This window comes from Paenibacillus zeisoli, assembly GCF_003994465.1.
In the GTDB taxonomy this organism is placed as follows: Bacteria; Bacillota; Bacilli; order Paenibacillales; family Paenibacillaceae; genus Fontibacillus; species Fontibacillus zeisoli.
Window position 1 is genome coordinate 569,248 of the sequence record NZ_RZNX01000002.1, and the last position, 26,998, is coordinate 596,245.

Below are 26,998 nucleotides of genomic sequence, written 5' to 3' on the forward strand. Positions count from 1 at the left end.
GATCTCCTGACAAATTATTAACTTGTAGCTATAGTACCATAATAATTATTACAATCCAAGCAGCAAATCTTCCCGGTTATTTGAACGCCATGGCGGCATGAACGGCTTTTTTCCATCCCTCATAGAGCTTATTCTTCCGCTCTTCGTCCATCTTCGGCTCGAATACACGCTCCACGCTCCACTTCTCGCAGATCTCGTCTTGATCCTTCCAATATCCAATCGCGAGCCCGGCCAGATAAGCAGCGCCCAGTGCAGTTGTCTCATTGATGACAGGCCGCTCAACCGGCAGCCCCAGAATATCGCTCTGGAAGTCCATCAGGAAATTGTTCTTCACCGCGCCGCCGTCCACCCGCAGGGTTTTGACCGGGATGCCGGAGTCCTGTTCCATCACGTTCAGAATATCCTTGGTCTGATAAGCCAGAGATTCGAGCGTGGCCCGGATGAAGTGCTCCTTCGTCGTTCCGCGGGTAAGCCCGAACATTGCGCCTCTAACCTTGCTGTCCCAGTAAGGACTTCCCAGCCCTACAAAAGCCGGTACCAAATACACCCCATCCGTCGATTCTACCCGAGCCGCATACTGCTCGCTGTCCTTGGCATCCCGGAACATGCGCAGACCGTCGCGCAGCCACTGAATCGCCGAGCCTCCGACAAAAATACTGCCCTCCAGCGCATACTCCACCTTGCCATTAATGCCCCAGGCGATGGTCGTGATCAGTCCATGCTTCGAGACGACAGGCTCCGTCCCGGTATTCATCAGCATGAAGCAGCCCGTTCCGTAAGTGGATTTGACCATGCCCTGCCCATAGCATGCCTGACCGAATAAGGCCGCCTGCTGATCTCCCGCCGCTCCTGCAATCGGCACCTGCTGGCCGAAGAAATGATAATCGACCGTATGCCCATACACCTCGGAGGAAGGACGAACCTCGGGCAGCATCGCTTTCGGAACGTTCAGGATCTCCAGCAGTTCATCATCCCACTTCAGTTCATGGATGTTATACATCAGCGTCCGGGAAGCATTGGAATAATCGGTGACATGGACCGCCCCGCCGGACAGCTTCCAGATCAGCCAGGTATCGATCGTACCGAATAGAAGCTCGCCGCGCTCTGCCCGCTCCCGTGAGCCTTCCACGTGATCCAGAATCCATTTCACTTTGGTGCCGGAGAAGTAGGCATCGATCAGAAGACCCGTCTTCTCCCGGAATAGATCGTCAAGACCTGCCGCCTTCAGTTCATCGCAAATGCCCGCCGTCTGTCTGGACTGCCACACCACAGCGTTATAGATCGGTACCCCGGTCTCCTTATCCCAGACAACCGCGGTCTCGCGCTGGTTCGTAATCCCGATGCCCTCAATCTGACTCGGCTTCACGCCGGATTCGGCCAGGCAAGAGGCGATAACCGCCAGGATCGAGCTCCAGATTTCATTGGCGTTCTGTTCCACCCAGCCCGGGTGAGGGAAATATTGCGGGAATTCTCTTTGCGCCGTATAGACAATCTCGCCCTGCTTGTTGAACAGGATAGCGCGGGAGCTGGTCGTACCTTGGTCCAGAGACATAATGTATTTTTCCATATATGAATTCCTCCTGTTATTTAAGTGAATTGGATTTAATTTGCACGGGTCTGGTTATACAGTGCAGCTGATTGATGGTGACTGCTGGTAACTGATGTACACCGCCAGTGATGATTAAGCAGCAGCTTTCTTGTTCCGGGCCGATGTAGAAGCGTTGGGTCCAGCCAAATAAGCAATTATTAATATAATAAGGTTTGCGGCTAGAACATACCAGAACGCCTGCAGCCATACGCCTTGGAACACTGCTTTGTAGAACAGACCGGCCAGCCCTCCGCCGAGCAGCGGACCTACAATCGGGATCCAGGCATAACCCCAGTTCGAGGAGCCCTTTCCGGCAATGGGCAGCAGCATATGGGCTATTCGCGGACCGAGGTCACGAGCCGGATTAATAGCATACCCCGTAGTCCCGCCAAGCGACAATCCGATCGACACAACCAGAAATCCAACCAGGAGCGGGTTCAGGCCATCGGTGAATTTGTTGGCTCCCATGGAGAGCAGCGCAAGCACGAAGATGAAGGTTCCGCTGATTTCACTCAGCACGTTGGAGAAAGCATTCGGAATGGCCCCGCCGGTAGCGAACACGCCCAGCTTGGTGCCGGGATCCTCCGTCTCTTTCCAGTGCGGCAGGTAGTGCAAGTAGACAATTACCGCACCCAGAACAGCTCCAATCAGCTGCGCGAGCATATAACCGGGCACATCCTCCCATGGAAAATCCCCCTTTAGTGCCAAGGCCAGCGTAACCGCTGGATTGAGATGAGCTCCACTGATCTGACCCACCGCATAGACGGCTACGGCTACTGCAAGCCCCCACCCCATGGTAATGACCATCCAGCCTGAGCCAGCCGCAAAGCTTTTCTTCAACGACACTCCTGCACATACTCCCGCACCTAACACAATTAAGATCATCGTTCCTAACAATTCGGCTAAAAATGGCGTCACTCACTTCTCCTCCTCATCATTGGCGGCAAACAAAAAGAGACCTCCATCAACCATCCTTCTTCACAGAAGGAAATTGATGTGGGTCTCCGGATCTCCGCCACAGTTATGAACTTAGTTCAACAATAGATCATAATGAAAGCGGTGTCAACAATTAAATTTCATTGACAATTATTGCGCTCCTGTAAGAGCACTCTATTCTTCTCACCCAAATGGAGAGCATCCTTCATTCTGAGCTATACTGCTTGATTAAAGCCTCATTGGAAGTCGTTACGGCGCTTGCCCCGGCTTCGAGGGCTCTTTCCACATCGTCCGCACTCCGAATCAGTCCGCCCGCCAGAATGGGAATCCTCGTCCGCTCATATACCTCTGTGATGATCTCCGGCATGATGCCGGGAAGGACCTCAATATAATCCGGCTGCGTCTTCTCCAGCAGCGCATAGCTCTTCTCCAAGGCCAGCGTATCCAGCAGGAATAGGCGCTGGATCGCGATGACTCCCTTTTGCTTTACTTTCTGAATCACACCCGCCCGGGTAGAGATCAGCCCAAAGGGCTTGATATCCTGGCACAAATACTCGACGGCATAGTCGTCCGTCTTGAGCCCTTGTATCAGGTCAGCGTGCAGCAGCATCTTTTTCCCGTGATCCCGGGCCATGGAATAGATGTTCCTCAGTTGAGCCACATGTGTGTCCAGGAAGACCGCATACTCATAAGAGCTTTTCAGAATTTTCTCAAAATGCTTCATATGCCGGGCCGCTGGCAGTATCTTTTGTCCATGAAAGGCCATATTATCCCTCTTTCACTATCCATAATCATGCCTATTTATTTATCATACCGAAATAGAGGCCTGCAAGATTTAATTTACGAGACTGGGGTCCAAAAGATGCCCATCCGAGGGGAAAGTTGTCCCTCTTAAGCCAAAGACACCTCCCCAGGAAACCTAAGTTCCCTAGGGAGGTGCTCAAATAGGTGAAGCTATCTTATTTCTGCGACTCTGTATCCTCAGGCTTGTCGGTCAAGGTGACGGTCAAGGTCATCTCCTTGCCCTCGCGGTACAAGGTCACTTCCATCTCTTCCCCGACCTTCTTCACATCGTACAGATATTTGCGCAGGGCCAGCGTAGATTCCACCGGCTTGTGATCCAGCTCGGTAATCACATCGTTGAGCTTGATCCCTGCCTGCTCTGCAGGCCCATGAGACTCAAGGACAAGCACTCCCTCTGTAATATCCGCAGGCAGCTTCAGATCCTTGCGCTGATCCTCGCTAAGCGGAGCATAAGGATTGTTCAAGTCCAGTGAATACACCCCGAGATAAGGACGAATCACTTTGCCGTGCTCGATCAGGTTATTGACGGTGTTCATCACATCATCTACAGGAATCGCAAAGCCAATGCCTTCTACGCCCGTATCCGAAATCTTCATCGTGTTGATGCCGATCACCTGGCCATTCAGGTTCACCAGGGCACCGCCGCTGTTCCCTTCGTTAATCGCCGCATCGGTCTGAATGACTTCTTGCTCCCAGTCGTACACGCCGTCCTGATTGAGTGACACCGGAATGATCCGGTTCGGATAGCTCACGATGCCGGATGTGAGGGTATCCCCAAGACCCAGCGGATTGCCGATCGCAATGACGGTCTCCCCAAGGCGAAGGCCTTTGGACTCGCCCATCTCCGCTATGGTACTGATTCCATCCCCATCCATCTCCAGAACAGCAAGATCACTGACCTGATCTTTGCCGACCACCGTCGCTGTTCTTGATTCTCCGTCCACCGTCACGATCTCCAGATCCTTCGTATCTGTAATCACATGAGCATTCGTGATAATGTAGGCCTTATTATCGACCTTCTTGAAAATAACCCCTGAACCTAGCGCAGCATCCTCATCTGCTTTGGCCTTGGAGGATGAATCAGCCTGGTGATTCAGGATACTCACCACGGCTGGCCGCACTTTGGCTGCCGCTTGAACAATTCTTTCGTAGGGATCGCTGTCTGTTTTGTGCAGGAGACTCCCGTTCAGTGCTCCACTTTGCATCTTGGAGGGAGGACTTGCAATGAAGCTGTACAGCAGGACAGCGACAACTGCACTGAGTACGGAACAGATTAATGAAATTTGAAACGTGCTCAGGCTCCTCCGGCTCTTAGACCCTGAGGACCATCTGGTGCTGTCCGTGTTCGTCCTGCGGGTTAGCCGTCTTGATACTTTGGTGGAATAAAAGTCGTCGTCAAACAATCCCATGGGTGATTCTCTCCCTCCGTTGTTACACTCCCGGTACTTTCCTTGTCCTGGTAATCATATCTCTATATGTGTGCTGCATTGTTGCTTCTGCTCTATCCCTAATCAGCCACTCTTCGTGCCTGCATGGTATTCGGTAATTATGGAGGGGGATTTACTCGCCTAGATTAGATATTCGCCTCTTCATGTTATGCTTTGTGCGTATCCATGTATGATGGCTGAACCCGCTCATTTCCATCTTTTTTAACCCATTGAAAGAGAAGGTTTCTGTTATCCTGTTCACCCGTAATACTTGACGTAGTGAGTGCTCAATAAGTTACCCCTCTCACAAGCAAATCACTGACTATTTTTCCGAAAAAATAGGAATGATTTCCCTCATAGAAGACTACACTAGTACAAGCCTCATAGATATATTCATTCTATCAAAATTAAGCCCGCTGTAGGAGAAATAAATTACGGATTTTGCTGGGAGTACCCACGCACCGGATTTGGCCCATTTGCTTGCAGTTTGCTGTATACACCTTTTACCCGATTTCCGGGTCTTTCACCCTTTGAAAGTGCCTCTATCGCAAAAAAAATACGCTCAAGGAGCTGAACTTATGGATCAGTTATCATCCCCTATGAACGAAGTTAATATCATGGCCAAGCTGGCCGATCTGAAAGACGAGCACTACCATACTCTGCTGGCCCTCAGCGTTGCTATTGAGTTGTTGATTGAGAAGGGCGTTCTGACCCGGGAGGAAATCGCCAGAAAGGCAGCCGAACTTGATGCCTTTATGGTTCCCCCACCTTATCCCACGGCGTAGGCCGGTCATAGTAGGTCTCACACAGCTTGAACTCGCTGTCCTTATAGAAGCAGCCCCGATCTTCCATCGCCCCCCGCACAGAGAGCTTGGCCAGATCGAGCATATTATGCTCACGGCTGAGGTGAGCCAGGTAGGTCCGCCTCAGACGGCCGTTAAGCAGCTCACTTAGCGCCTCACCCGAGGCTTCGTTCGATAAATGCCCCATATCGCCCAGAATTCTGCGCTTTGTGTTCCAGGGATACCGGCCCATTCTAAGCATCTCGATATCGTGGTTGGCCTCAAGCACGAGTACATCGGAATCCACAATCGTCTCTTTTACTTTATCGCTGGCATAGCCAAGGTCAGTTACAACACTTAGCTTGTGCTTCCCGTCCTGGAATACATAACCCACCGGCTCCGCGGCATCATGGGAGATCGCGAAGGATTCTACCCGCAGGGACCCGAAGTCACGGGCCTCTCCCGTTCCAAATATAATGCGCTGATCGTCCGCAAGCTTGCCGACACTACGGTTCATCGCCTCCCAGGTCTTCTCATTGGCATAGACGGGAAGATTGTATTTACGGGCCACGGCACCTAGGCCCTTTATATGATCCGAATGCTCATGAGTAATGAGTATTCCGGTAAGCTGATCTCCTGTCAAATCGCGCATGCCCAGCAGCTCATCAATTCGGCGGGCGCTGAATCCCGCGTCAATCATAAGCGTGACTTGACCGTCCGTAATGACTGTCGCATTTCCGGTCGATCCGCTGGACAAGACTGTAAATTGTATCCCCATGGTCCTGATTACTCCTTTATTTTCTCTGCATCCGGGCTAATCACGTCTCCGCTGCCCAGCACGTAATACTTCTCCCCGTTCCCCAGCGTGAACCGCCAGGCGGGCGCGGCAACTTGGGCGTCTGAATTAAATACCTGCCCATAATAACCAAGCTCTATATCTGTAACAATTGTTTTGGGCGGCAGGAACTTGTCAATCAGGAACCCCAGCGCCTTGGAAGCAGGCAGTACCTGCTGCATCTTCTCTTCATCCATCTGAACCACTTCGATTGCCTCCAGCCGGTAAGAGAGCACCTTCTGATTGCTGTAATTCAGCTCCAGATTAATATTGAACAGCGGCCACTCCTCCAGCGCTAGCGGATGAAGGACAAATACACTGTCTCCGCTGCTCTCCTGATCATAACGATAATTGCCGATCGAAGGAATCTGCGCTTCAAGAGCACTCACCAAGTCCTTGGAATTGAAGATCAGCCGGCTGTCCACCGGTTCGGCGAGTTTTACCGGCTCCTTGCTGCCCGGCTTAAGCAGCCGATAGTTAATCTTCGGCAGCGCCGGCGTCTCTGCCGGGATCTGAGCCCGGACCTGAATCTGCTTCTCGTCCATACTCCTCTGCGTACTCTCGGCTAGGGAGGTGAGGTCCAGATTGGCACTCGCCTGATCCTGCTTGTCCATCCACAGCTGGTAGCCGAGAACCAGATTCAGCAGCAGAAACGCGTAGATTAGTACATTTTTGGCTCTGCCCCAATGCATTATTCATCCTCCCTTTCCGGGTACTACTGCAATATTTCGCTCTCTCCGTTCGCGTACACCAGCATCCATACGGGCGTAAGATGAAGCCCCTCGTCTGTAAGTGACGGCTGATAGGCCGGATACAACCAGCTGATAGGCCGATCCTTTGCAGCCGCAGCAATTAAATCGGTCAGCTCCTTGCCGCCCGCAAGCTGCTTCTTGATCATTTTGTCCGTGGCCCTGCCTTTGGTATAGATCAATGAGCGTTCATAGCTGGTCACCGTACCTTGGTGCATATCCAGCCTCATTACGCCATAATGGAATCCTTCAAGGTCCAGGATGGGCAGTGAGCGATAATACTGCTGAAATGTGACGGTGTCCTGCCGGCGCTTACTGTCACCGCTATACCCGGATTCACCGGATACCTCCATCCGGTAAGCACCTCCGCTTCCCGCGTCCCAGCCTCCATGCTGGTTCACGAAGTCCACGGCAGACAACGCATTCTTGCCTAGGCTGTTATCCGTGCCGCCCGAGGCAGCCGGATCTGTATAGTTAATCCAGTTCTGATTCTGCTTGAATTGAAGACTGCGCTTAATATCGGTATAGATCTCGGACCCGTCCTTCTCCCGGATATTCCGGGTAATGCTTGGGTCAGAGAACAGGCTTTTCTGCATCTGATCCGTAGTGAACACACCCGTGTCCAGAGTAACCTGAAGCGCCTCAGTCTTCCCGTCTGGGACATAATAACCGCTGTCCATCAAGGTGTAGGAAGGGTTCCATTCCTTGCCGAAGCCAACCTGCTGCTTCACATCCTGAACCGTCAGGTCCGCATTCGTAGCCTCATAGACGGTACCCCCCTGGGAACTGAAGAAGAACGCCCGCACCTTGTCCTCATTCTTCATATTATAGATGAGAATCCGGTTGATCGTCTCCTCCTGAAGCAGCGGATCATTCGAGATTTGCATGACCTTCTGCAGCAGGGCTACCGGCACGCCCTTGCCAAAACGAAGCTCAATCCCCTCATTCTGCTGGCGTATCGTATTCCAGTTCGTACCTGAAGCATCATAGCGCTGAAAACCATCGAACAGCCGGCCCTGCAGCCGGGTATTGATCAGTTTATAGAAGGTAGAACCCGGGTAGAAGAGGGTATGCTCCCCAGCACCCATATGAACGATCATTTCGGCAGGAAAAACCAGCTCCTCCGCCTTCATCTCCGTACCCATATTCTCGGTTTTTACATAATCGCTTTCTGACTTCACCACAGGGTCATTACCGGGCAGCCGATAGATCAGGAAATAACTCTGCACCAGACTGCAGGCGATAAGCAGCACCAGAACTGTAGATTTAACGGTCTTCTTCACCGTTCATGGCCCCCTTTCATCTCAACTGGCAGCGTAAAAGTTACTTTGGTGCCCGTGCCAAGCTCGGATTCCAGGGAGATCGTCCCGCCATGCGCTTTTACAATTTCCCGGGCAATGGATAATCCAAGTCCCGTGCCCCCCATATTCCTGGAGCGGGCCTTGTCCACCCGATAGAACCGCTCAAAGATCCGATCCAGATCCTTCTTCGGAATTCCGATTCCCGTGTCCTCAACCGAGATGGCAAGTATCCCATCGTCTGTAAGATACGCCCGGATTGTAATGGAGCCCCCCGATGTATATTTCATCGCATTCGAGATCAAGTTATCGAGCACCTGGTCGATCTGGTCCCGGTCGAACCATACCTGGTGAATCCCGTCCTCCACCTGAACACGAACTTCAATACCCTTCTCCTGCATTTGAAAAGAAAACCGGTCTGCCACTTCGTCCAGCATCTCGTTAATATCCGTCTGCTGCATGCGCAGCGGCGATTCTTTGGAATCGAGCCGGGAGAGATGCAGCAGGTCTGTGACCAGGCGGATCATCCGCTCGGTCTCATTCTGGATGACGCCGACGAAGCGCGGCGCCAGCTCCTGATCCTGAAGCGCGCCGTCTTCGAGCGCTTCTGTATAGCTCTTGATCGTCGTCAGCGGTGTGCGAAGCTCATGGGAGACATTCGCCACGAATTCGCGGCGGGAAGCCTCCAGCTTCTCCTGCTCCGTGACATCCTGCAGCACGGCAATCGTGCCGATGATGCCGAATTCCCGCCGGTGAATCGGCGTGAAGGTCACCCGCACGAGGGACGCGCCGCCTTCCGGCGTAGCAATCTCCAGCAGCTCGGTCGGCATGCTGCCTTGGGCGAAGGCCATGCGTCCATCCTGGGACAGGCTCAGCAGACTCTGAATGCTTGTCCCCAGCCTGTCCTCACCTTCCGTGAACAGCATCGCACTGGCTCTGCGGTTCATCAGAATGACCGTGCCCACTTCATCGGTCGCGATGACCCCATCACTCATATTCGTCAGGATGGAAGCCAGCTTCTCCTTCTCCTCTTCGTTCTGGGCCAGCGCATCCCGCAGCCGGCTGGTCATATAGTTGAACGCCTTGCTCAGCTGGCCGATCTCGTCATTGCCGAGCACCGGAACCTTCTGGTAGAGCTGGCCTTCGGCTACCGCGGTCGCCCGGCGGGTCAGCTCTTTGATCGGCGATGTAATCGTATGTGCGAGAATGACGCCAAGAATGGCGGTCAGGCCGAGCGCGAGCAGAATCCCGGAGATGAAGATGCTGTTAATCCGGTCCATGGTGGCGTACAGCTCGCTCATGGATGCTGCGATATAGATGGCACCGACGATTTTGCCGTCATTGACGACGGGTCTCGCCACCACTTTTTTGCGGACATTATCATCATCAATAATATATTCTTCGTTATCTTCAATGCCTTGTAAAGCCATGCTGACGACCGTCTGGGTGTTCTTGCGTCCTACATAATCGGCATGGGACCATTTGGAGGTCTTGAGCACCTTGCCGCTTGGATCCAGAACCTGGATCTCGGCCCCGGTCTGGTTGAACAGGTTGTCTACGAGCACACCCAGATTATCCAGCTTGTCCTCCCGCGACTCCGCCGTTCCGGCTGCCCCCAGATTCTGCGCAGCGAGCACGGACAGCAGCTCGGCCCGAGCCTTCAGTTCCTGTGTAAAGTTGCTGGTCAGAGAATTTTTCATCGCACTGACGAAATAAACCCCGATCAACTGCATCGCGATCAGGATTAATAAGACGTAGATTATAATTAATTTGGCTTGAATCGTCCGGAAAAAGGCGGGCAGCTTCAGCTCAAGCTTCATGCTAGAGCCCACCCGTCTTCGAGCTGCGCATCAGGTACCCGAGGCCTCGCCGGGTCAGAATATATTCCGGCTTGCTCGGATCATCTTCAATCTTCTCCCGGAGTCGCCGGATGGTCACATCCACGGTCCGTACATCTCCGAAATATTCGAATCCCCACACGGCCTGAAGCAGATGCTCCCGGGTCATCACCTTACCGGCATTGCGCGCCATATAATAGACAAGCTCATATTCACGGTGAGTCAGATCAAGCGGTTCTCCGCTCTTATATACGGTATACATATCTGTATCTATGAACAAATCGAACAAATGAAGTCCCTGCTTACCGGCACCGCTCTCGGCGCTCTCAGCAGTCTCGCCCGGCCTGCTCTGGCGGCGGCGCATCTGTGCCTTGACTCGCGCCAGCAGTTCTCTTGTGCTGAAAGGCTTTGTGACGTAATCATCCGCACCCAGCTCCAGACCCAGCACTTTATCAATTTCGCCGTCTTTGGCGGTCAGCATAATAATGGGCGTCTCCAGCTTGGCACGTACCTCGCGGCACACATCCATGCCATCCTTGCCGGGGAGCATCAGATCCAGCAGGATCAGATCCGGATGTTCAGACAGCGCAAGATCCACCGCACTGATTCCGTCGAAAGCAAGAATAACCTCATAACCCTCTTTTTCTAAATTGAACTTTAGAATGTCCGCAATGGGCTGTTCATCGTCTACCACTAGAATTTTCCCCTGCATTCTCTCTTGTCACCCCATATTTCCAGGCCTTTCGCCCACGCGCTTCTTCTATTTTAACATACCTGAACCGCTCCATCCTAAACTGGTATAAAAATAACCTGAAAGGACCATTTCCCCTTCCATTCTCCCATTCAGGCAACCCAAAAAGAGCACCCCGAACACGTCTATCCGTGTTCGGGGTGCCCTTCTACCAGCCTCCTGTATAAGTTGAACTTAAAGAATTACATTAGGCAGGAGAGTGAAATGATTCTGTAGAAGCGGAGCGTTCGCCTACAAGCTTTCTGAAAGAAAGCTACATCGGAAGCATATGCTTTGTGACTGGATTTCCACCCTATAAATTCTCTAATCAGGAAATCCGGGAACAACAGCGATCGGAAGAACATTTCAAATGGATGCACGCAAGTGTAAGTCATTAATTCAACTTATATCAGCCTAAATATTTGATCGGGTTCTGCAGCGACCCGTTCTTATGAATCTCGAAATGAAGATGAATGCCGAAAGAATGACCGGTATCGCCCATGATGCCAATAGGCTCACCGCGCTCCACCTTATCGCCCCGCTTCACGTTGATCCGGCTGAGATGCCCGTACAGCGTCTCATATCCATTGCCGTGGCTGATGACAATGCAGTTCCCGTACCCGGTCTTTACCCCGGCAAAGCTGACTGTACCGCCGTCTGCGGCTAGAATGCGATAATCGGAGGAGATCATGTCAATTCCTTTGTGCATCTTATTCCATCGCTCACCGAAAGTGCTGGTGATGGAATGCGCAGTGACCGGCCATGCGAACCGGCCTGAGCCCGAGGTGCTGGCTACTTTGGTACCCTGAAGAATAACTTTGGGCTGTGAGCGGCTTGTGACCTGCTGACTTAAGAACTGCTTCTGAACTACCTGCCCGTTCTCCTTCACAACCCGGAAGGACATTAGCTTCTTGCCGCTTACTCCGGGGGCGACCACTTTGGTTACGCCTTTCCGAAGCTGGTTGGTCTTCCGGATTTCAACCTCTGGACTCGTGACCGCTTCCTTGGCGATGCTCTCGACCGTCTTCACGGTGAGGACAGGTTCGCTGGCCGATAGCTTCAGACCCTCACCAATCTGCAGCGCCTTCTCCTTAATCCCCGGATTCATGCTCATGAGCTGCTTCCGGCTGATCCCCGCCTGCTTGGCAATGGAGCTGAATGTGTCTCCCGGCTTAACCTCATAGATCGCCGTCTCCTGGCTGCCGTGGGTCAGCAGCCTCAAGGCTTCTTCCGCAGACAAGACCTTTGCCGGGTCAGTCTCTACCTGTCTTTGATCAATTTTTTCTACAAAGATTGCAGATTCAAGGCGTTCTGCAGGCTCAGCCGAGGCTTTCACAGCTTTGCCGGGTGAGTATGAAGTATGCACAATTTTATTTGCAAAAACAGGCCTTGCTTCCGGTATGTACTTGTTCTTCACTTGGTTAAGTACGAATGCTGCCGCCGCTTTGTCTTTTACAATACCGATAGCCTTACCGTCTACCTTCAGCTCAACCCCTACGGCTGTAGGCTTCAGAAGCTGATCCAGCTTCGCGAGGGCCGTATCCTGATCGATATTAGCCTTATAGGCCTTCTCGTACACTGCTGTAATATGCTCCGTATCGAGCTGGGTATTTGCATCGGGGTATTCAAGTTTATACTGTGCCTGCTTGCGGTTATAGAGCTTCGTAAGCTCTTCCTTATGACGAACCGTACCTATTTCCTGTCCATCTTTATATACACGATAGTAAGGTACTGTATTCGCCTCGACGTACTGCTGGCCTGCCCAGAACAGACTCCCTGCCGCGAGCAGACTTCCCGCCGCAGCGATGATGCCTAAGCGCATTTTAGATTTTGTATTGGAACCTTTCATGATGTTCTCCTTTTTCACGGTTGTTTAAAAGGTTTCAAAATTTTAACCTTTATGACACTTAATAACCTTAACATATCCCAAACTCCCATTTCAACTTTACCCAAAAAACTAAAAACCCGCTTAAAACGCGGGCTTTTCCGATATACCTCATAATGGCACGGTTAGGTTTTTAGTGACAATTTTGTTAATATCACCTTTATAGCAGCTTATTTCCCTAATACCTTCATCACTTTTGCATATTCGCTTTTGTCTAGATATTTGGACATAATCTGCTGAATCTGGATCATTTCCGCCTCGGTAAGCCCATCCTCCAAGGAAGCCGTAATGGACTGCATTTCGCTTTGCGGCAGCTTGGCCATCAAGATTTGAAAGATGTCCTCCTTGTCCTTGTCCGGCAGTTCCTTTTTCTTTGCGGCCAGATCATCAGGTGTGACCACAATATCTTCCTTGGCCCCGGAAGAGGACGTCGATGCTTCTCCACTCTGGCTGCCCATAACGGGCAGGGCATTGTCAGGGACATCTCCCGTGTCCTTCGTATCTGTGGGATTATCACTTTGGTTCTCATCATTATAACTCGATCCTTTGGAAGTATGATCGGCTCCCTCTGCTGCTGAAGCGCTGCTGCTGGGACTGCTCGAATTGCTGCTGTCCACGCCTGAGTTATTTTCTCCAAGTGCCTTATTATCATTCGTATTTCCCGATTTTTGGCCTGGGCTGCCCGTGGTCTTGTCTGTTTTCGTCCCTGAACCCAGACCAACGGCTCCTTGAAGAAGACCCCCAAAGCCGGATGGCTGGCCCTCCCACTTTATATTCAGACTTGTTAATAAGGACTGTACATAGGCATTCACAACATAACCGGTTGTCAGCATAGTTACCCCGCTAATCAGTACGGTGCCCAGCACGATCAATGCGATCCTTGTAACCCATTTCAAATGAGTTCCCTCCTTCTCTCTCTTGCATTCTAGCTCTACCAATATGGATTGAACTAAAGACTGCTGCGTAATTGATTTCTTAGCGCTACAAGCAGTTCCCAGAATTCAAACGTTCATATCTTTAGTTCATTCCCTCTAGTAGTCAGTATGGACGGATTCCCTGGACTTTCTACTTCCTAGCACGAAAAAAAGCCCCTTTCCGTAGAAAGAGGCTTGCTGCATCTGAAACTTATTCGTATATCGGCAGAACTTGATTCGTCTGATTCCGGTTACGGCCTACCGAGAAGATAGCAATCGGAATCCCTGTCAGCTCGGATACCCGTTTAACGTAGTTACGAGTTGTCTCTGGAAGGTCTTCCAGCGTCTTCGCACCCGTAATATCCTCAGACCAGCCTGGAAGCTCTTCGTATACCGCTTCACATTCCGCCAGCATCTTGAGGCTTGCAGGGTAGTGGGTGATGACCTCACCGCGGAATTTATATCCTGTGCAGATCTTCACCGTCTCAAGACCGGTCAGGACGTCCAGCGAGTTAAGTGACAAGCCGGTCAGACCGCTTACACGGCGAGCATGGCGAACAACAACACTATCGAACCAGCCCACACGGCGCGGACGGCCTGTTACAGTTCCGTACTCATGACCTGTCTCGCGGATCAGATCGCCAACTTCATCATGAAGCTCTGTAGGGAAAGGACCGTCCCCGACACGGGTAGTGTAAGACTTGGCTACACCGATGACCTGCTTGATCTTGGAAGGACCTACTCCCGAACCAATACATACGCCGCCTGCGGATGGGTTGGAAGAAGTCACGAACGGATACGTACCTTGGTCGATATCCAGCATTACACCTTGCGCACCTTCGAACAGGACCTTCCGTTCTTCATCAATCGCATCATTAAGGACCACGGACGTATCAGTAACATATGGACGAACGAATTCTGCATATTCCAGATACTGCTTAAGGATTTCTTCCACATCAAGCGGCTCCGCACCGTATACCTGCTGAATAATGTGGTTCTTCTCCTTCACTAAATGGCGAAGCTTAAGCTCGAACTCTTCCGCATCAAGTAGATCCGCGATACGAATGCCGTTTCTAGCAGCCTTATCCATGTAAGCTGGCCCGATTCCTTTGCGGGTTGTGCCGATCTTGTTCGGTCCTTTGCGGTCCTCTTCAAGCGCGTCCAGCACCATATGATAAGGAAGAATGACATGCGCACGGTCGCTGATCTTCAGATTCTTTGTACTGAATCCATTCTCGTGAATATATGTGATCTCCTGAATCAAAGCTTCCGGATTAATGACCATTCCGTTCCCGATGACACAGATCTTGTCTTCATAAAAAACACCGGATGGAATCAAGCTCAGTTTGTACTTCTTGCCATCAATCAGTATAGTATGACCGGCGTTGTTACCGCCTTGATAACGGGCCACCACATCAGCGCTCTCCGCCAGATAATCCGTGATTTTGCCTTTGCCTTCGTCTCCCCATTGTGTGCCCACAACGACTACTGTTGACATGTACATTCCCCCGTCGGTGCACTCACGCACCTTTATTTTCATTCAGAATAGACGCCTTGTCCGCGTCCATGGATTCCCTTACGGCCAAGCCTCAATCCATTTAGCTTCCCGAACGTCTTGAACTTTATACATAATGTATCCATTTACTGCCCTAAAGCAGCAATACAAGTGTACCAGCCTGCTTTTTCAAAGTCAAATCAAAAACGAACAATCCCACACCCCGGTGCAGAATTGTTCGGAAATATGCATAGTTATAAAAAGATGAGTTCTGTAGTTCGAATCCGTTATCCGGCAAAAGGATCCGCATGAGCCCGCTCATAATTCGCGAACTTATTATAATTCTTCAAGAAGACCAGCTCCACGGTACCTACCGGACCGTTACGCTGCTTAGCAATAATAATCTCGATAATATTCTTCTTCTCGGTCTCCTGATTGTAATAATCATCCCGGTATAAGAAGGCCACGATATCGGCATCCTGCTCGATGGAACCGGATTCCCGAAGGTCAGACATCATGGGACGCTTGTCCTGACGCTGCTCCACGCCCCGGCTGAGCTGGGACAGTGCAATTACAGGCACTTCAAGCTCACGGGCAATCTGTTTCAGTGTACGGGATATTTCGGATACTTCCTGTTGGCGGTTCTCGCCCGCCTTCCCGCGCCCGTGAATCAGCTGCAGGTAGTCGATGACGATCATACCGAGGCCCCTCTCCTTCTTGAGGCGGCGGCACTTGGCGCGGATATCCGCTACGGTGACACCCGGCGTATCATCAATATAGATCTCTGCTTCGGAGAGAGCAGCGATGCCCATCGTCAGCTTCGACCAGTCATCATCACTCTTGAAGTCACCTGTCCGCATCACACTGGCGTCCAAATTCGCTTCCGCACAGATCATCCGCTGTACAAGCTGCGCCGCGGACATCTCCAGACTGAAGATAGCTACAGTCTCCTTGCTTCGCACGGCCGCATTCTGAGCAATATTTAGGGCAAATGCCGTCTTACCTACGGAAGGACGGGCCGCTACAATGATCAAATCATTTCGCTGGAATCCGGCAGTCATCTTATCCAGATCCACGAAGCCGGACGAAATCCCGGTTGTCGTACCTTTATTCTGATGCAGTACCTCAACGCGCTCGAATACTTCCATCAGCACGTCACGGATCGCAATAAATCCGCTTCCGGACCGTCCGTTGGAGATCTCCAGAATCTTGCGCTCCGCGTCGCTCAGCATCCCGCCTACATCATCGCCGTTCGTGTAGCCATCACTTACGATCTGGGTGGCCGTGCGAATGAGCCGCCGCAGCATCGATTTCTCTTCTATAATTCGGGCATAATAATCCACGTTGGCCGCTGTCGGCACGGCGTGGGCTAATCTGGCCAGGTGGCTGACCCCGCCGATCTCCTCCAGCTCGCCTTTATCCTGCAGGCGGGAGGTCAGCGTGATCAGATCAATAGGCTGGCTCGCCTCGCCAAGCTCGATCATGGTCTCATAGATCATTTGATGGGACTTATCGTAGAAATCCTCGGTACGCACCCGTTCCATCGCTGTGATCAGCGCTTCGGACTGGAGCAGAATGGCACCGAGAACCGCCTGTTCTGCTTCTAGGTTCTGAGGAGGAATTCGATCGACAAATAACTCTGTGCCCATGCCCATCTTATTCCTCCGTCACTTGGACCTTGAGCGTTGTTTTCACTTCAGGATGAAGCTTTACCGTAACCTGGGTTACACCGAGTGTACGGATCGGATCGTTCAGCTCGATCTTCCGCTTATCGATCTTCACGCCAAGCCCCTGCATAGCTTCGGCAATCTGCTTGCTTGTGATCGCTCCGAACAATCGGCCGCCTTCGCCGGATTTCGCTTTAAGCCCCACGGTCATCTCTTCAAGCTTCTTGCCAAGTTCTATAGCCTCTTCCTTCTCCTGCTGTTTGCGCTTAAGCTCTGCTGCGGATTGATTCTCAAGTGTCTTCACATTACCTTGTGTTGCCGGCTTCACAAGACCTTTAGGCAGCAGGAAGTTCTGTGCGTAGCCTTCCGATACTTCCTTCACCTGTCCCTTTTTACCTTGTCCCTTAACATCCTGCAAGAAAATTACTTTCATTCAAATAACCCCTCTTCTTTTTCGATTTCATCTAATACTTCCAGCAGCCTTCTCTCCGCTTCGGCCTGTGAGCATTCCAGCTGAGCGGCTGCATTCGTCAAATGTCCCCCACCGCCAAGCCGCTCCATGACCACCTGCACATTCATAGTGCCCAGCGATCTCGCGCTGATCCCGATCATGCCATCAGGCCGGCTGCTTATGACAAAAGAGGCCAGCACGTTCGTCATATTGAGCAGCGTATCTGCAACCTGTGCGATCAGCAGCTGCGGTATTTTGCGATTCGGCTCGGTTACCGCAAGCGCAATATGCCCATGGATCATACGGGCATGCTTGATAATCTCCGCCTTCTCGATATACTCCTGCAGGTCTTCCTTCAGAATGCGCTGCACCATTACCGTGTCAGCTCCGCCTCGACGCAGGAAGCCGGCCGCCTCGAAGGTCCTTGAACCCGTATGAAGCGCAAAATGCTTCGTGTCCACGGTAATTCCGGCGAGCAGCGCAGTAGCTTCAAGCGGACTGAGCTCAACTTTCTCATGGATATACTGAAGCAGCTCAGTCACCAGCTCGCTGGCGGATGAGGCATAGGGCTCCAGATATACAAGCACCGCATCGTTAATGAATTCCTCGCCCCTGCGGTGATGATCCACAATAACTACCCGCCGTGCTTCCTGGACAAGTCCTGGTTCCATCGTCATCGAGGCCTTGTGGGTGTCTACAATAATTAGCAGCGTATTATTTGACATGAGCGCCATGGCTTGATCCGGGCTGATGAACCTTTTCCTTAAGGCCTCATCCTTCTCAATGCGCTCCATGATACGTTCAATGGCAGGATTAACACCGTCCAGTACAATGTGCGCCTCAACATGATACATATCCGCCGCCTTGAGGACCCCGATCGAGGCTCCAATTACGTCCAGATCCGGCACTCTATGACCCATGATGATAACGCGGTCGCTCTCCTGCATTAAGTCCCGCAGTGCATGAGCAATAACTCGCGCGCGGACCCGTGTGCGCTTCTCTACCGCCGTAGTCTTGCCTCCATAGAAGCTCAGCCTTTGCCCGGACTTCACAGCAGCCTGGTCGCCTCCGCGGCCAAGCGCCATGTCCAGACTCGACTGGGCCAGCTCACCAAGCTCACTGATACTGTCTGCCCCAAAGGCAAGACCGATACTAAGCGTCATCGGCACCTTCAGGTCGGCGGTCATTTCCCGAACCTCATCCAGAATTACGAACCGGCTCTGCTCAAGCTCCTTGAGTGACAGATGATTGAACATCATCAAGTAACGTTCAGAGGACAGACGGCGCAGATATACCTTGTACTGCTTGGCCCATGCCGTAAGGGACGATGCGACTCTGGCAATCAGTGCAGCACGCTGCTGGTCGTCCATACCCTGAGAAGCCTCGTCCAGGTTGTCCAGCATGATAATGCCTAGCGCCAGACGTTCATCCTCATGTTTCTCACGCAGAACAGCAAGCTCTGTCATGTCATGCACATAGATAAGCCGCTCATCGGCTTGTATCGTTAATTCATAGTTACGATCATTGATAATAACCTCTACCGTAGAACGATTGTGGTCGCCCTCACGTTTGTCCCTGGACAACTGGGGAAGGGGAGGCAGCAGCTCGGTGAGCGGCTGTCCTACCACGGTCCCCCGGCCGAACATCCCGGTCACGAAGCGATTGTGCCATTCCACGGTCTTATCCTCGGAATACAGCATAACCCCGAAGGGAAGCCGGCTGATGGCTTCGCCCTCCACTCTTTTGATTCGAAAGGTCAGATCCGTAATGTATTGGACCATCTCCTTGCGGAATCTACGCTCTGCTTGCAGCATTACATAAGCCAAGGCTCCTACCAGACACATACTTACCAGACCCAGAACCCAATTGTAATAGGATATGAAAATGACAAGCAGCAGCATGAGCATGAACGCCCACACGGTCTGATAGCCGTACCAGCGCTTTTGCAATAAATTTGGCATGCCTTCTCACCCTATCGTCTTGATCTAGTAATCATATCCCGCAGTGGAAATGCAATGTCAAACAAACCGATAATCCAAAGAGGGCGAATAAATATCATAGCTATCGTCAGCAGGATCGGGATCACCAGATTCCACTTCTTAACGTAAGCCAGATAGAAGAAGAGGCCCGCCGCCTGAATAATAAACCCGAATTGAAGGAGCGGCATCAGGTTGACGAGCACTGTTCCGAGGAACCCTTCTCTAGCAGCAGTACCTGCAAACAGCTGAATAATGAGCCCGATGCAGTAATACCAGACCAAGGAACGAGGCAGCCTAAGCTCCCGAAACGGCTTCATTTTTGGGGTAATCTGCCCCAGACTGCTTAAAGTCGGCCTAGCAATAGCATGCGTCACTGCCGCTATAGCAAGGGAAGTCACCGTCATGGTAAAAGGAATCGTTCTTACCAGATCCGACAGCAGCTCTGTCTTCTTCTCCGTCCAATCCAGCCCTGATACCAGGTTGCTGCCTGTCATGTCCCGCAGTGGCATCGACGTGGTATTAATCACATCCTCAATGGTCTGAGCAAGATTGAAATCGAAGAACACCGTACTGACCAAGAGCAGCAGAATGAATTCAACCAGAATAGTAGCAGCTCCAACAAGGAGTGTCCGTGCGGCTGGCGCCCGTGTCTTGTACATATGACCCATGATAATAGAAGGGATCAAGAAGTACAGCGGAACCAATATATAATAAGGGCCTAGCAAAAATAGCAGAAGCAAGAGTACAGGTACAACGTGCAGTATAAATGAAGTTCTCGACAAGGTCGTGTACAATATCACGCCTGGCACCAGAAGGAACAATACCGTGACCACAGTCAGCGGTGTTACCAGAGATAGCAGGAGCAGAAAGTAGACTATGCTCCAGGCAGCAGTTGTCCAGTGAAATTTCAATAGGTTCACCTCTTACGCATATGTTCTTCCAATGCAGAAATATCTTGATACCAATCTTCAAGCTGATGGCCTTCCTGCTTATGCCTTTTCAGCTTCTCCACAATACTCTCATCCAAATCACGGAATGAGATCCCAAGTCGCCGTCCAAGAATATAACTACTAACAATCAGACTGGCCAGACTATCCGTTATCCGGGTCGTGCTGCCTTCCCATAGAGCTTTGAACAGACGGGACACGTGATCAACCACTTCGGTTTTCAGCCATTCAATGACCTTGGCCCTTTTGGCCACATCCATTTCTTTATGCATGGTAGACCGATCACTCTCTCTCCTAGAAAAAGCTTTATTCTCCATTATAGCATAAAATCATCTTCTGCCACCTAAGCCCGGATCACCGCTACAGGCGGGCTGCTCCCGAGTCTACTGTCTCTGTGCCGTCTCACTTCGGGACACGAATTTCTCACAGTATTCTATGATCTGACTCCGTCTCACAATGCCGATGAACCGGTTCATATCATCAACAACAGGCACAAAGTTCTGAACTTTGGCCAGGTTGATCAGATCCTCCATATCTTCATCGATCGAGACTGGCTTGTTATCCACCCGAAGCGGAATATCTTTAAGCAGGAACTTGGAAGCGTTCTCGAAGGTTACCTTTCCTTTAGAGTTCTTCATATACCAGAGCAGATCCCCTTCGGTCACCGTCCCGACATACACTCCGGTCTTGTCAATGATGGGGACGGCCGTGTAACGATGGTATTCCATGCGCTCCAAGGTCTGCCTTAAAGTTGAATCGAGGGTTACCGAGACCACATCACTCTTCGGGAGCAAAAAAAATGCAATATTCATTTCAAAAATAATCCTCCTCTATCCTTTCTCTAAACAGGAGAAAGTATAAGTCCCCCTATTGGTACGTATCAGGCCGGACATTGTTCCGCCCAAGGCGAAAAAATCGGCAGCCGGTACTCCGGACTGCCGAATAGATGTCTAACTTGCTCATATACAGAATGGATCCAGTCCAAGAGTCGCTTCTGTATATATTATGGCATCTCAAGAACAATCATTCAATTACTTGCTTTTCTGGAAGCAGAAGATCTGAATCTGCCGTATCTGGATTGGACCAGCTTTCTATCAGCTTCTCAGCATACTCTACATCTTTCTTGTCCGCCAGATCATAGAACACATTATTAATACGGGTGCCCTTACCCATAATCGTATAACTGTAAATCTGCGGTGGGTTGTCACCCGTCAGCAGCTGCTTCGCAAGGTCAATAATATTGCTTGGGAGAATATCGGTCTTGAAATTAGCACCGGCGATATCCATAAGTTCAGGGATCTTGGAGACCTGGTCGAGCTGGAGCACTCTTTTTACCATCGCATTCAGGAAAAGCTGGTGCCTCTTGGTCCGGTTAAAATCGCTATCCTCACGGTAGCGCACAAAGTTCAGCGCATCCTTGCCATTATAGATCGGCTGGCCCGCTCTGATCGTGAATTTCTCGTGGTCCTTATCCTTATTCACAATATCCTTGGTAATTGGAAGTTCCACTCCGCCAAGGGCATCGACTACATCCCTAAGTCCCTTAAAATTAATCGCCGCATAGTACTCAGCTTGATGTCCGAGGAAAGCTTCCACTGTATCTTTGGACATCTTCTCTCCGCCGAATGCATAGGCGTGATTGATCTTATCCTTCTTGTTCCGGCCAACAATCTCCGTATAGGTATCTCTCGGGATCGAAATGAGCAGGACCTTACCTTCCCTTGGACGTATTACAGAGTAGATCATCGTATCCGAACGGGCAGGCTCATTGTCCCGCTGATCGACACCCAGCAATAACGCAGTGAACGGCTTAGTCTGGTATACAACCGGCTTTGGCTGCTCTCCCTGCAGGGGTGCATAGGACTTCTGCAGCTTCTTCTCCACATGGCCAGATAAAAACATATCAAAAGCCATTACTGCCAAAGGTTTCCTATATACATATATACCCGAGCCGAGAACAGCAATAACAAGAAGAACAATCCCCCAGGTTCTTAGCCTGTTTCTCTTCTTCGGCTTTAATCTCTTCAATGATTGTTCCGTCATAAAATTGCCTCCAATTATATGCTGCTTGTGGACTCTGCAAGTCCTCATCTATATATCTTCATGTCTGCTGTATACCGTTCTAATCAAGCAGTTCATGATTGCAATCATACTTAAAATTTATTTAGCTATATACTTAGATTTTGCATTACTTGTTCATAATCTCAGTCTCGCCGGTCTCAGCCCTCCTTCAAATCATAGCGGCAGAATGGTGTATTACCAGAGATCCAAGTCTTTGTTTTACAAAATATAACTCTATCCTTCATTGTAACTACTAGGAAACGCCAAAACACTACAAAAAGGTTAAAATCGCTTTGCACATCGACCAATATAACCTAAGTAACTATCATCTATCAACTATTAAACACTGGTAGTATTGCTAATTAGTATACAGCTGCCCGCACAGTGTCTGCCGAAGAGCAGTATAGGAAGGTCTCAGCTGAATTGCAAGTAATGCTTAAGGTATCCCTGTTGCACCAAAGATAGCAGTTCGAAATGCACTTTCCACAGAGACGAATGCTTCACTTTAACACAGAAATTCCTACCTCTTACCTAATAGGTAATTCTTAAATTCAACTTATGTTAAGCACTTCTAATTCATCACAAAAAACGGGCAGAGAATCTCTTCTCTACCCGCTACAATGATCCTGATTACAACTATTGAAGGTTTTTCAATTCATTGCCTTCAAGCAATGGGAAGTGGCAGGCAACCTGTCTGCCCGGAAGGACTTCTTCCAGCAGCGGCTCGACCTGACTGCATTTCTCCTGTGCAAGCGGACAGCGGGTATGGAACCGGCAGCCGGATGGCGGGTTCGCAGGAGATGGAACATCCCCTTTCAATACAATACGCTCCCGCTTGCGGGTTGGTGATGGCTTAGGAATAGCCGACAGTAGAGCCGCAGTGTATGGATGAAGCGGATGAGCGAACAGCTCTTCCGTCTCGGCGACCTCGACCATTTTGCCAAGATACATAACCCCAACCCGGTCAGAAATATGACGAACCACATTAAGACCGTGGGCAATGAACAGGAAGGTAAGGCCCAGCTCCTTCTGCAGCTTCATCAGCAGGTTGATAACCTGAGACTGAACGGATACGTCAAGGGCCGACACAGCTTCATCCGCTACGATGAACTGTGGATTGAGCGCTATTGCCCGGGCAATGCCAATCCGCTGACGCTGACCACCGGAGAACTCATGCGGATACCGGTTACGACGAGTTGGATCGAGGCCAACCAGCTGCATCAGTTCAACCACACGGTCGTCGATTTCTTTGGCTGACATATGGCGATGAACACGAAGAGGCTCACCTATAATATCTTTGACCAGGAAGCGTGGGTTCAATGAACCAAATGGATCCTGGAATATAATCTGCATTTCTTCACGAAGCTTGCGCAGCTCGGAATTGTTCAAGGAGTGTACATCTTGACCGTTGAACAGAACCTCGCCCTCCGTAGCACTTTGAAGCTTAAGCACAACGCGGCCGAAGGTGGATTTCCCGCATCCGGATTCACCTACAAGTCCGAACGTCTCCCCTTTACGAATGGAGATCGATACATCATCTACGGCTTTAACATTTCCCACAACACGGTTGAATAGACCAGCTTTAATAGGGAAATATTTCTTAAGGTGCTTAACCTCAATCAGGTTTTCTTGGCTTTCCATCTTGGGTTCCTGCATACTCATTTTGTCTCGCCCCCGTTTCTGCCAAGTACTACAGGTGCCTTATCCTCGTACAGCCAGCATACGGCAGAATGATCATTGCCCACTTTGAAGTCAAGCGGCTCCTGGGTCTTGCACTTGTCCATAACATGCGGACAACGAGGGTGGAAGCGACATCCACCTGGAAGGTTGCCTAGACCTGGGATTGTACCTTTGATAGTGTACAGTTCCTTGCCTCGAGTTCCCTCGAAGCCTGGGATAGACTGGAGCAGCCCTACGGTGTAAGGATGTGAAGGATTCGCAAAAATCTCTTCTACCGTCCCCTCCTCCACAATTGCACCCGCATACATAACCGCGATCCGGTCAGCCATCTCTGCCGCCACACCCATATCGTGGGTAATCAGCAGAATGGACATGCCCAGCTCCTGCTTCAACTTCTGAAGCAGATCAAGAATCTGTGCCTGCACCGTTACGTCAAGAGCTGTTGTAGGCTCATCCGCAATCAGAAGCTCAGGGTTGCAGGCCAACGCCACCGCGATAACGACACGCTGACACATACCGCCTGACAGCTCATGCGGATACTGCTTGGCACGGATCTCAGGTGCTGGAATACCGACCATTCTAAGCAGGTTAACGGCTTCTTTCCAGGCTTCCGACTCACTCTTGTTCTGATGAAGTCTAAGACTTTCTGCAATCTGGTCGCCCACCGAAAATACCGGGTTCAGAGCTGACATTGGATCTTGAAAGATCATAGCAATCTTGTTACCGCGGATTTTACGCATTTCCTCTTGGTCTTTAGCGGCCAGGTCGTCTCCGCGGAATACGATCTTACCGTCAAGAATTGAACCGCCGGCATAATCAATTAGACGCATAATTGATAAGGATGTGACACTCTTCCCGCTGCCAGATTCTCCGACGAGACAGAGTGTCTTACCTTTTTCTATTGTTAAAGAGATATTGTCCGTTGCTTTCACGAACCCCTTCTCTGTCATGAATCCGGTTGTCAGATTCTCTATTTCGAGTAATCTTTCCGCCATTGTTTCAGCCTCCTCCGGGATACCATCGCTTTTTGTCTAGGGTCCAGAGCATCACGGATGCCATCACCTACAAAGTTAACAGCCAATACCACGATAAAGATGCATAATCCCGGGTATACAGCCTGGATTGGATCAATCAGCATAAATTCCTGCGCATTACTCAGCATTTTACCCCAGCTCGTATCCGGCTCTTGTACTCCAAGTCCAAGGTAGGATAATGCAGACTCACTCAGAATTGCACCACCGACCATCAATGTCGCATTTACGATAATCGGGAAGCTTGCATTACGTAGCAAATGTCTGAAAATAATTCCCCAGCTGGATACCCCGATTGCCTTAGCGGCTTCCACATACTGCGTCTCACGCAGCTGCAGGAAGGTTCCCCGGACAAGTCGGGCCACGCTCATCCAGCTTGTGAAGATCAGGATCATAATCATATAACTGACTTTTGAACCGAAAATCGCAAGTACAAGTATGTTCAGGAACAAAAGCGGGATAGAGTTCATCACGTCAACAAAACGCATGAAGATCGTATCGAGCCAGCCGCCAAAGTATCCTGCAAGCGAACCGATCAGTGATCCGATAATAACCGATGCTGCAGCAACGGCGAAGCCGACCAGCAAGGAGATACGTGAACTGTACAATAGTCTTGAAAAAATGTCTCTACCCAGCTCGTCTGTACCCAGCAGATGATTATCTGTTCCTGCCGGCAGATTCGCGAACATAAGGTCAATATGAGATGGTTCATAAGGAGCAAGTAGAGGTGCTAGTATAGCAGCAATAACAAAAATAAGTACCACAACCAATCCTGTCATCGCATATACGTTACGTGAAAATTTCTTCCATACCGTCATCCATGGACCCGGCGGCTTCTTGAGAGGAGCAGTCGGCTGTACATCCTCTCTCTGGGGCTGTACGCTAGGCTGTCCACCCGGTGCAATATCATTATTGAGGTTCGCACTCATGCCGATCTTCCTCCCTTACCCAGCTGAACTCTTGGGTCAACCACAGCATATAATATATCCGCAATCAGGTTACCAATGATAACTACCACTGCCGTAATTAACGTTATAGCCATAAGAACCGAGTATTCCCGGGCTACAGCCATATCGATGAACAGGCGTCCCATTCCCGGCCAGTTAAATACACTTTCTGTTAGAGCTGCGCCGCCCACCAAGATTGGCAGATCCAGACCCAGGACAGTAATAATAGGAATAAGAGCGTTGCGTAAGGCATGCCGGAAAATAACTCTTCTTTCTTTTACACCTTTTGCACGAGCCGTACGAATATAGTCCTGTTCCAACACTTCCAGCATACTGGAACGAGCATATTTGGAATAAGCAGCCAGGAAGCCCAAGGTCAGTACGGTAACAGGCAGGATTAAATGCATAAATAAGTTACCAATGTTCCCCTCTTTCCCCATAGTCCACATATCTGAGAGAGGTAGCCAATCCAGATTGAGTGCGAACATTTCCTGCAGAAGGATACCAAACCAAAAGGTTGGCATGGCAAAGCCCACATAAGAAACAAATGAAGCTGTCTGATCTGAAAGTCCGTATTCCTTGGTACTATTGTAAATCCCCCATGGAACAGCAATCAGCAGGGACAAAAGCCAAGCCACGCCCATGAGTACTACCGTGTTGCCTACTGTAGGCCATAGAATCTGACCTACTGGAAGATGATTCTTAAATGTATATCCAAGATCACCTTTAAGCAGTCCGCCTACCCACTTTATATATTGCACCGCTACCGGTTGATCGAGCCCTAGATTGTGTGCCTGTATCTTTGCTGCTTCCTGCGACAGACCCGGTGCCAAGAAAATTTTAGTAGGTCCACCCGGAGCAGCATGAATAAGACCAAAAGTAATGAGTGTGATAAGAAACAGAACCAAAATAGACTGCAGAACCCGGCGAATGAAATATTCAGTCATTAACGAT

General features: G+C 50.5%; 24 protein-coding genes. 1 reads left to right on the forward strand and 23 read right to left on the reverse strand.

Annotated elements, in window-relative coordinates:
* Positions 1-76 precede the first annotated feature (76 nt).
* The 4 genes from glpK to EJP77_RS08785 form a co-directional block, all read right to left on the reverse strand.
* A complete protein-coding gene (gene glpK, locus EJP77_RS08770) occupies positions 77-1,567 on the reverse strand; it encodes a glycerol kinase GlpK (protein ID WP_127198829.1) in 1,491 nt (496 codons plus the stop codon).
* Positions 1,568-1,681: 114 nt separating this feature from the next.
* Entirely contained in the window at positions 1,682-2,506 is an 825-nt protein-coding gene (locus EJP77_RS08775) for an MIP/aquaporin family protein (RefSeq protein WP_127198830.1), read from the reverse strand.
* Positions 2,507-2,729: 223 nt separating this feature from the next.
* Positions 2,730-3,290, reverse strand: coding sequence for a glycerol-3-phosphate responsive antiterminator (locus EJP77_RS08780; protein WP_127198831.1), 561 nt, complete (start codon positions 3,288-3,290; stop codon positions 2,730-2,732).
* Positions 3,291-3,483: 193 nt separating this feature from the next.
* A complete protein-coding gene (locus tag EJP77_RS08785) occupies positions 3,484-4,737 on the reverse strand; it encodes a S1C family serine protease (protein ID WP_127198832.1) in 1,254 nt (417 codons plus the stop codon).
* A gap of 596 nt (positions 4,738-5,333) precedes the next feature.
* Between EJP77_RS08785 and EJP77_RS08790 the strand changes: the two genes are divergently transcribed.
* Positions 5,334-5,540, forward strand: a complete 207-nt coding sequence (locus EJP77_RS08790) for a hypothetical protein (RefSeq protein WP_127198833.1) — start codon at positions 5,334-5,336, stop codon at positions 5,538-5,540.
* On the opposite strand, the gene EJP77_RS08795 is transcribed toward EJP77_RS08790, so the two are convergent.
* The 19 genes from EJP77_RS08795 to EJP77_RS08885 all read right to left on the reverse strand — a co-directional run bounded on the left by EJP77_RS08795 (position 5,509) and on the right by EJP77_RS08885 (position 26,991).
* Positions 5,509-6,315 (reverse strand): MBL fold metallo-hydrolase, encoded by an 807-nt coding sequence (locus EJP77_RS08795; RefSeq protein ID WP_127198834.1) that lies wholly within the window; start codon positions 6,313-6,315, stop codon positions 5,509-5,511. The genes EJP77_RS08790 and EJP77_RS08795 overlap by 32 nt on opposite strands.
* Before the next feature lie 8 nt (positions 6,316-6,323).
* A complete protein-coding gene (gene yycI / locus EJP77_RS08800) occupies positions 6,324-7,064 on the reverse strand; it encodes a two-component system regulatory protein YycI (protein WP_127198835.1) in 741 nt (246 codons plus the stop codon).
* A 23-nt stretch (positions 7,065-7,087) separates the two neighbouring features.
* On the reverse strand, positions 7,088-8,404 hold the full coding sequence (locus EJP77_RS08805; RefSeq protein WP_127198836.1) for a YycH family regulatory protein: 1,317 nt from the start codon (positions 8,402-8,404) through the stop codon (positions 7,088-7,090).
* Positions 8,401-10,239 carry a cell wall metabolism sensor histidine kinase WalK gene (walK, locus tag EJP77_RS08810; RefSeq protein ID WP_425464230.1) on the reverse strand — a complete coding sequence of 613 codons (1,839 nt, stop codon included), beginning with the start codon at positions 10,237-10,239 and terminating at the stop codon, positions 8,401-8,403. The genes EJP77_RS08805 and walK overlap by 4 nt, the downstream gene beginning before the upstream one ends.
* Position 10,240: 1 nt before the next feature.
* Entirely contained in the window at positions 10,241-10,969 is a 729-nt protein-coding gene (gene yycF / locus EJP77_RS08815) for a response regulator YycF (protein WP_127198837.1), read from the reverse strand.
* A 427-nt stretch (positions 10,970-11,396) separates the two neighbouring features.
* On the reverse strand, positions 11,397-12,836 hold the full coding sequence (locus EJP77_RS08820; protein ID WP_127198838.1) for a M23 family metallopeptidase: 1,440 nt from the start codon (positions 12,834-12,836) through the stop codon (positions 11,397-11,399).
* Positions 12,837-13,042: 206 nt separating this feature from the next.
* Entirely contained in the window at positions 13,043-13,768 is a 726-nt protein-coding gene (locus tag EJP77_RS08825; protein ID WP_127198839.1) for a hypothetical protein, read from the reverse strand.
* 229 nt (positions 13,769-13,997) lie between these two features.
* Positions 13,998-15,284 (reverse strand): adenylosuccinate synthase, encoded by a 1,287-nt coding sequence (locus EJP77_RS08830; RefSeq protein WP_127198840.1) that lies wholly within the window; start codon positions 15,282-15,284, stop codon positions 13,998-14,000.
* Between the two features lie 284 nt (positions 15,285-15,568).
* Complete coding sequence (dnaB, locus tag EJP77_RS08835; protein ID WP_127198841.1) at positions 15,569-16,930, reverse strand: replicative DNA helicase; 1,362 nt, start codon at positions 16,928-16,930, stop codon at positions 15,569-15,571.
* Positions 16,931-16,937: 7 nt separating this feature from the next.
* Complete coding sequence (gene rplI / locus EJP77_RS08840) at positions 16,938-17,381, reverse strand: 50S ribosomal protein L9 (RefSeq protein ID WP_127198842.1); 444 nt, start codon at positions 17,379-17,381, stop codon at positions 16,938-16,940.
* Complete coding sequence (locus EJP77_RS08845) at positions 17,378-19,360, reverse strand: DHH family phosphoesterase (protein ID WP_127198843.1); 1,983 nt, start codon at positions 19,358-19,360, stop codon at positions 17,378-17,380. Before EJP77_RS08845 ends, rplI begins: the two co-directional genes overlap by 4 nt.
* 11 nt (positions 19,361-19,371) lie before the next feature.
* Entirely contained in the window at positions 19,372-20,289 is a 918-nt protein-coding gene (locus EJP77_RS08850) for a DUF2232 domain-containing protein (protein ID WP_127198844.1), read from the reverse strand.
* 5 nt (positions 20,290-20,294) lie between these two features.
* Entirely contained in the window at positions 20,295-20,597 is a 303-nt protein-coding gene (locus tag EJP77_RS08855; RefSeq protein ID WP_127198845.1) for a MazG-like family protein, read from the reverse strand.
* A 111-nt stretch (positions 20,598-20,708) separates the two neighbouring features.
* Entirely contained in the window at positions 20,709-21,137 is a 429-nt protein-coding gene (locus EJP77_RS08860; protein ID WP_127198846.1) for a CBS domain-containing protein, read from the reverse strand.
* 211 nt (positions 21,138-21,348) lie between these two features.
* Positions 21,349-22,368, reverse strand: coding sequence for an LCP family protein (locus EJP77_RS08865; protein WP_127198847.1), 1,020 nt, complete (start codon positions 22,366-22,368; stop codon positions 21,349-21,351).
* A gap of 654 nt (positions 22,369-23,022) precedes the next feature.
* The gene (locus EJP77_RS08870; protein ID WP_127198848.1) at positions 23,023-24,048 is read right to left on the reverse strand and encodes an ABC transporter ATP-binding protein; all 1,026 of its coding nucleotides are present in this window, start codon (positions 24,046-24,048) and stop codon (positions 23,023-23,025) included.
* On the reverse strand, positions 24,045-25,061 hold the full coding sequence (locus EJP77_RS08875; RefSeq protein ID WP_127198849.1) for an ABC transporter ATP-binding protein: 1,017 nt from the start codon (positions 25,059-25,061) through the stop codon (positions 24,045-24,047). The genes EJP77_RS08870 and EJP77_RS08875 overlap by 4 nt, the downstream gene beginning before the upstream one ends.
* Complete coding sequence (locus tag EJP77_RS08880; RefSeq protein ID WP_127198850.1) at positions 25,037-26,026, reverse strand: ABC transporter permease; 990 nt, start codon at positions 26,024-26,026, stop codon at positions 25,037-25,039. Before EJP77_RS08880 ends, EJP77_RS08875 begins: the two co-directional genes overlap by 25 nt.
* Positions 26,023-26,991 carry an ABC transporter permease gene (locus tag EJP77_RS08885; RefSeq protein ID WP_127198851.1) on the reverse strand — a complete coding sequence of 323 codons (969 nt, stop codon included), beginning with the start codon at positions 26,989-26,991 and terminating at the stop codon, positions 26,023-26,025. The genes EJP77_RS08880 and EJP77_RS08885 overlap by 4 nt, the downstream gene beginning before the upstream one ends.
* Between the last annotated feature and the right edge of the window lie 7 nt (positions 26,992-26,998).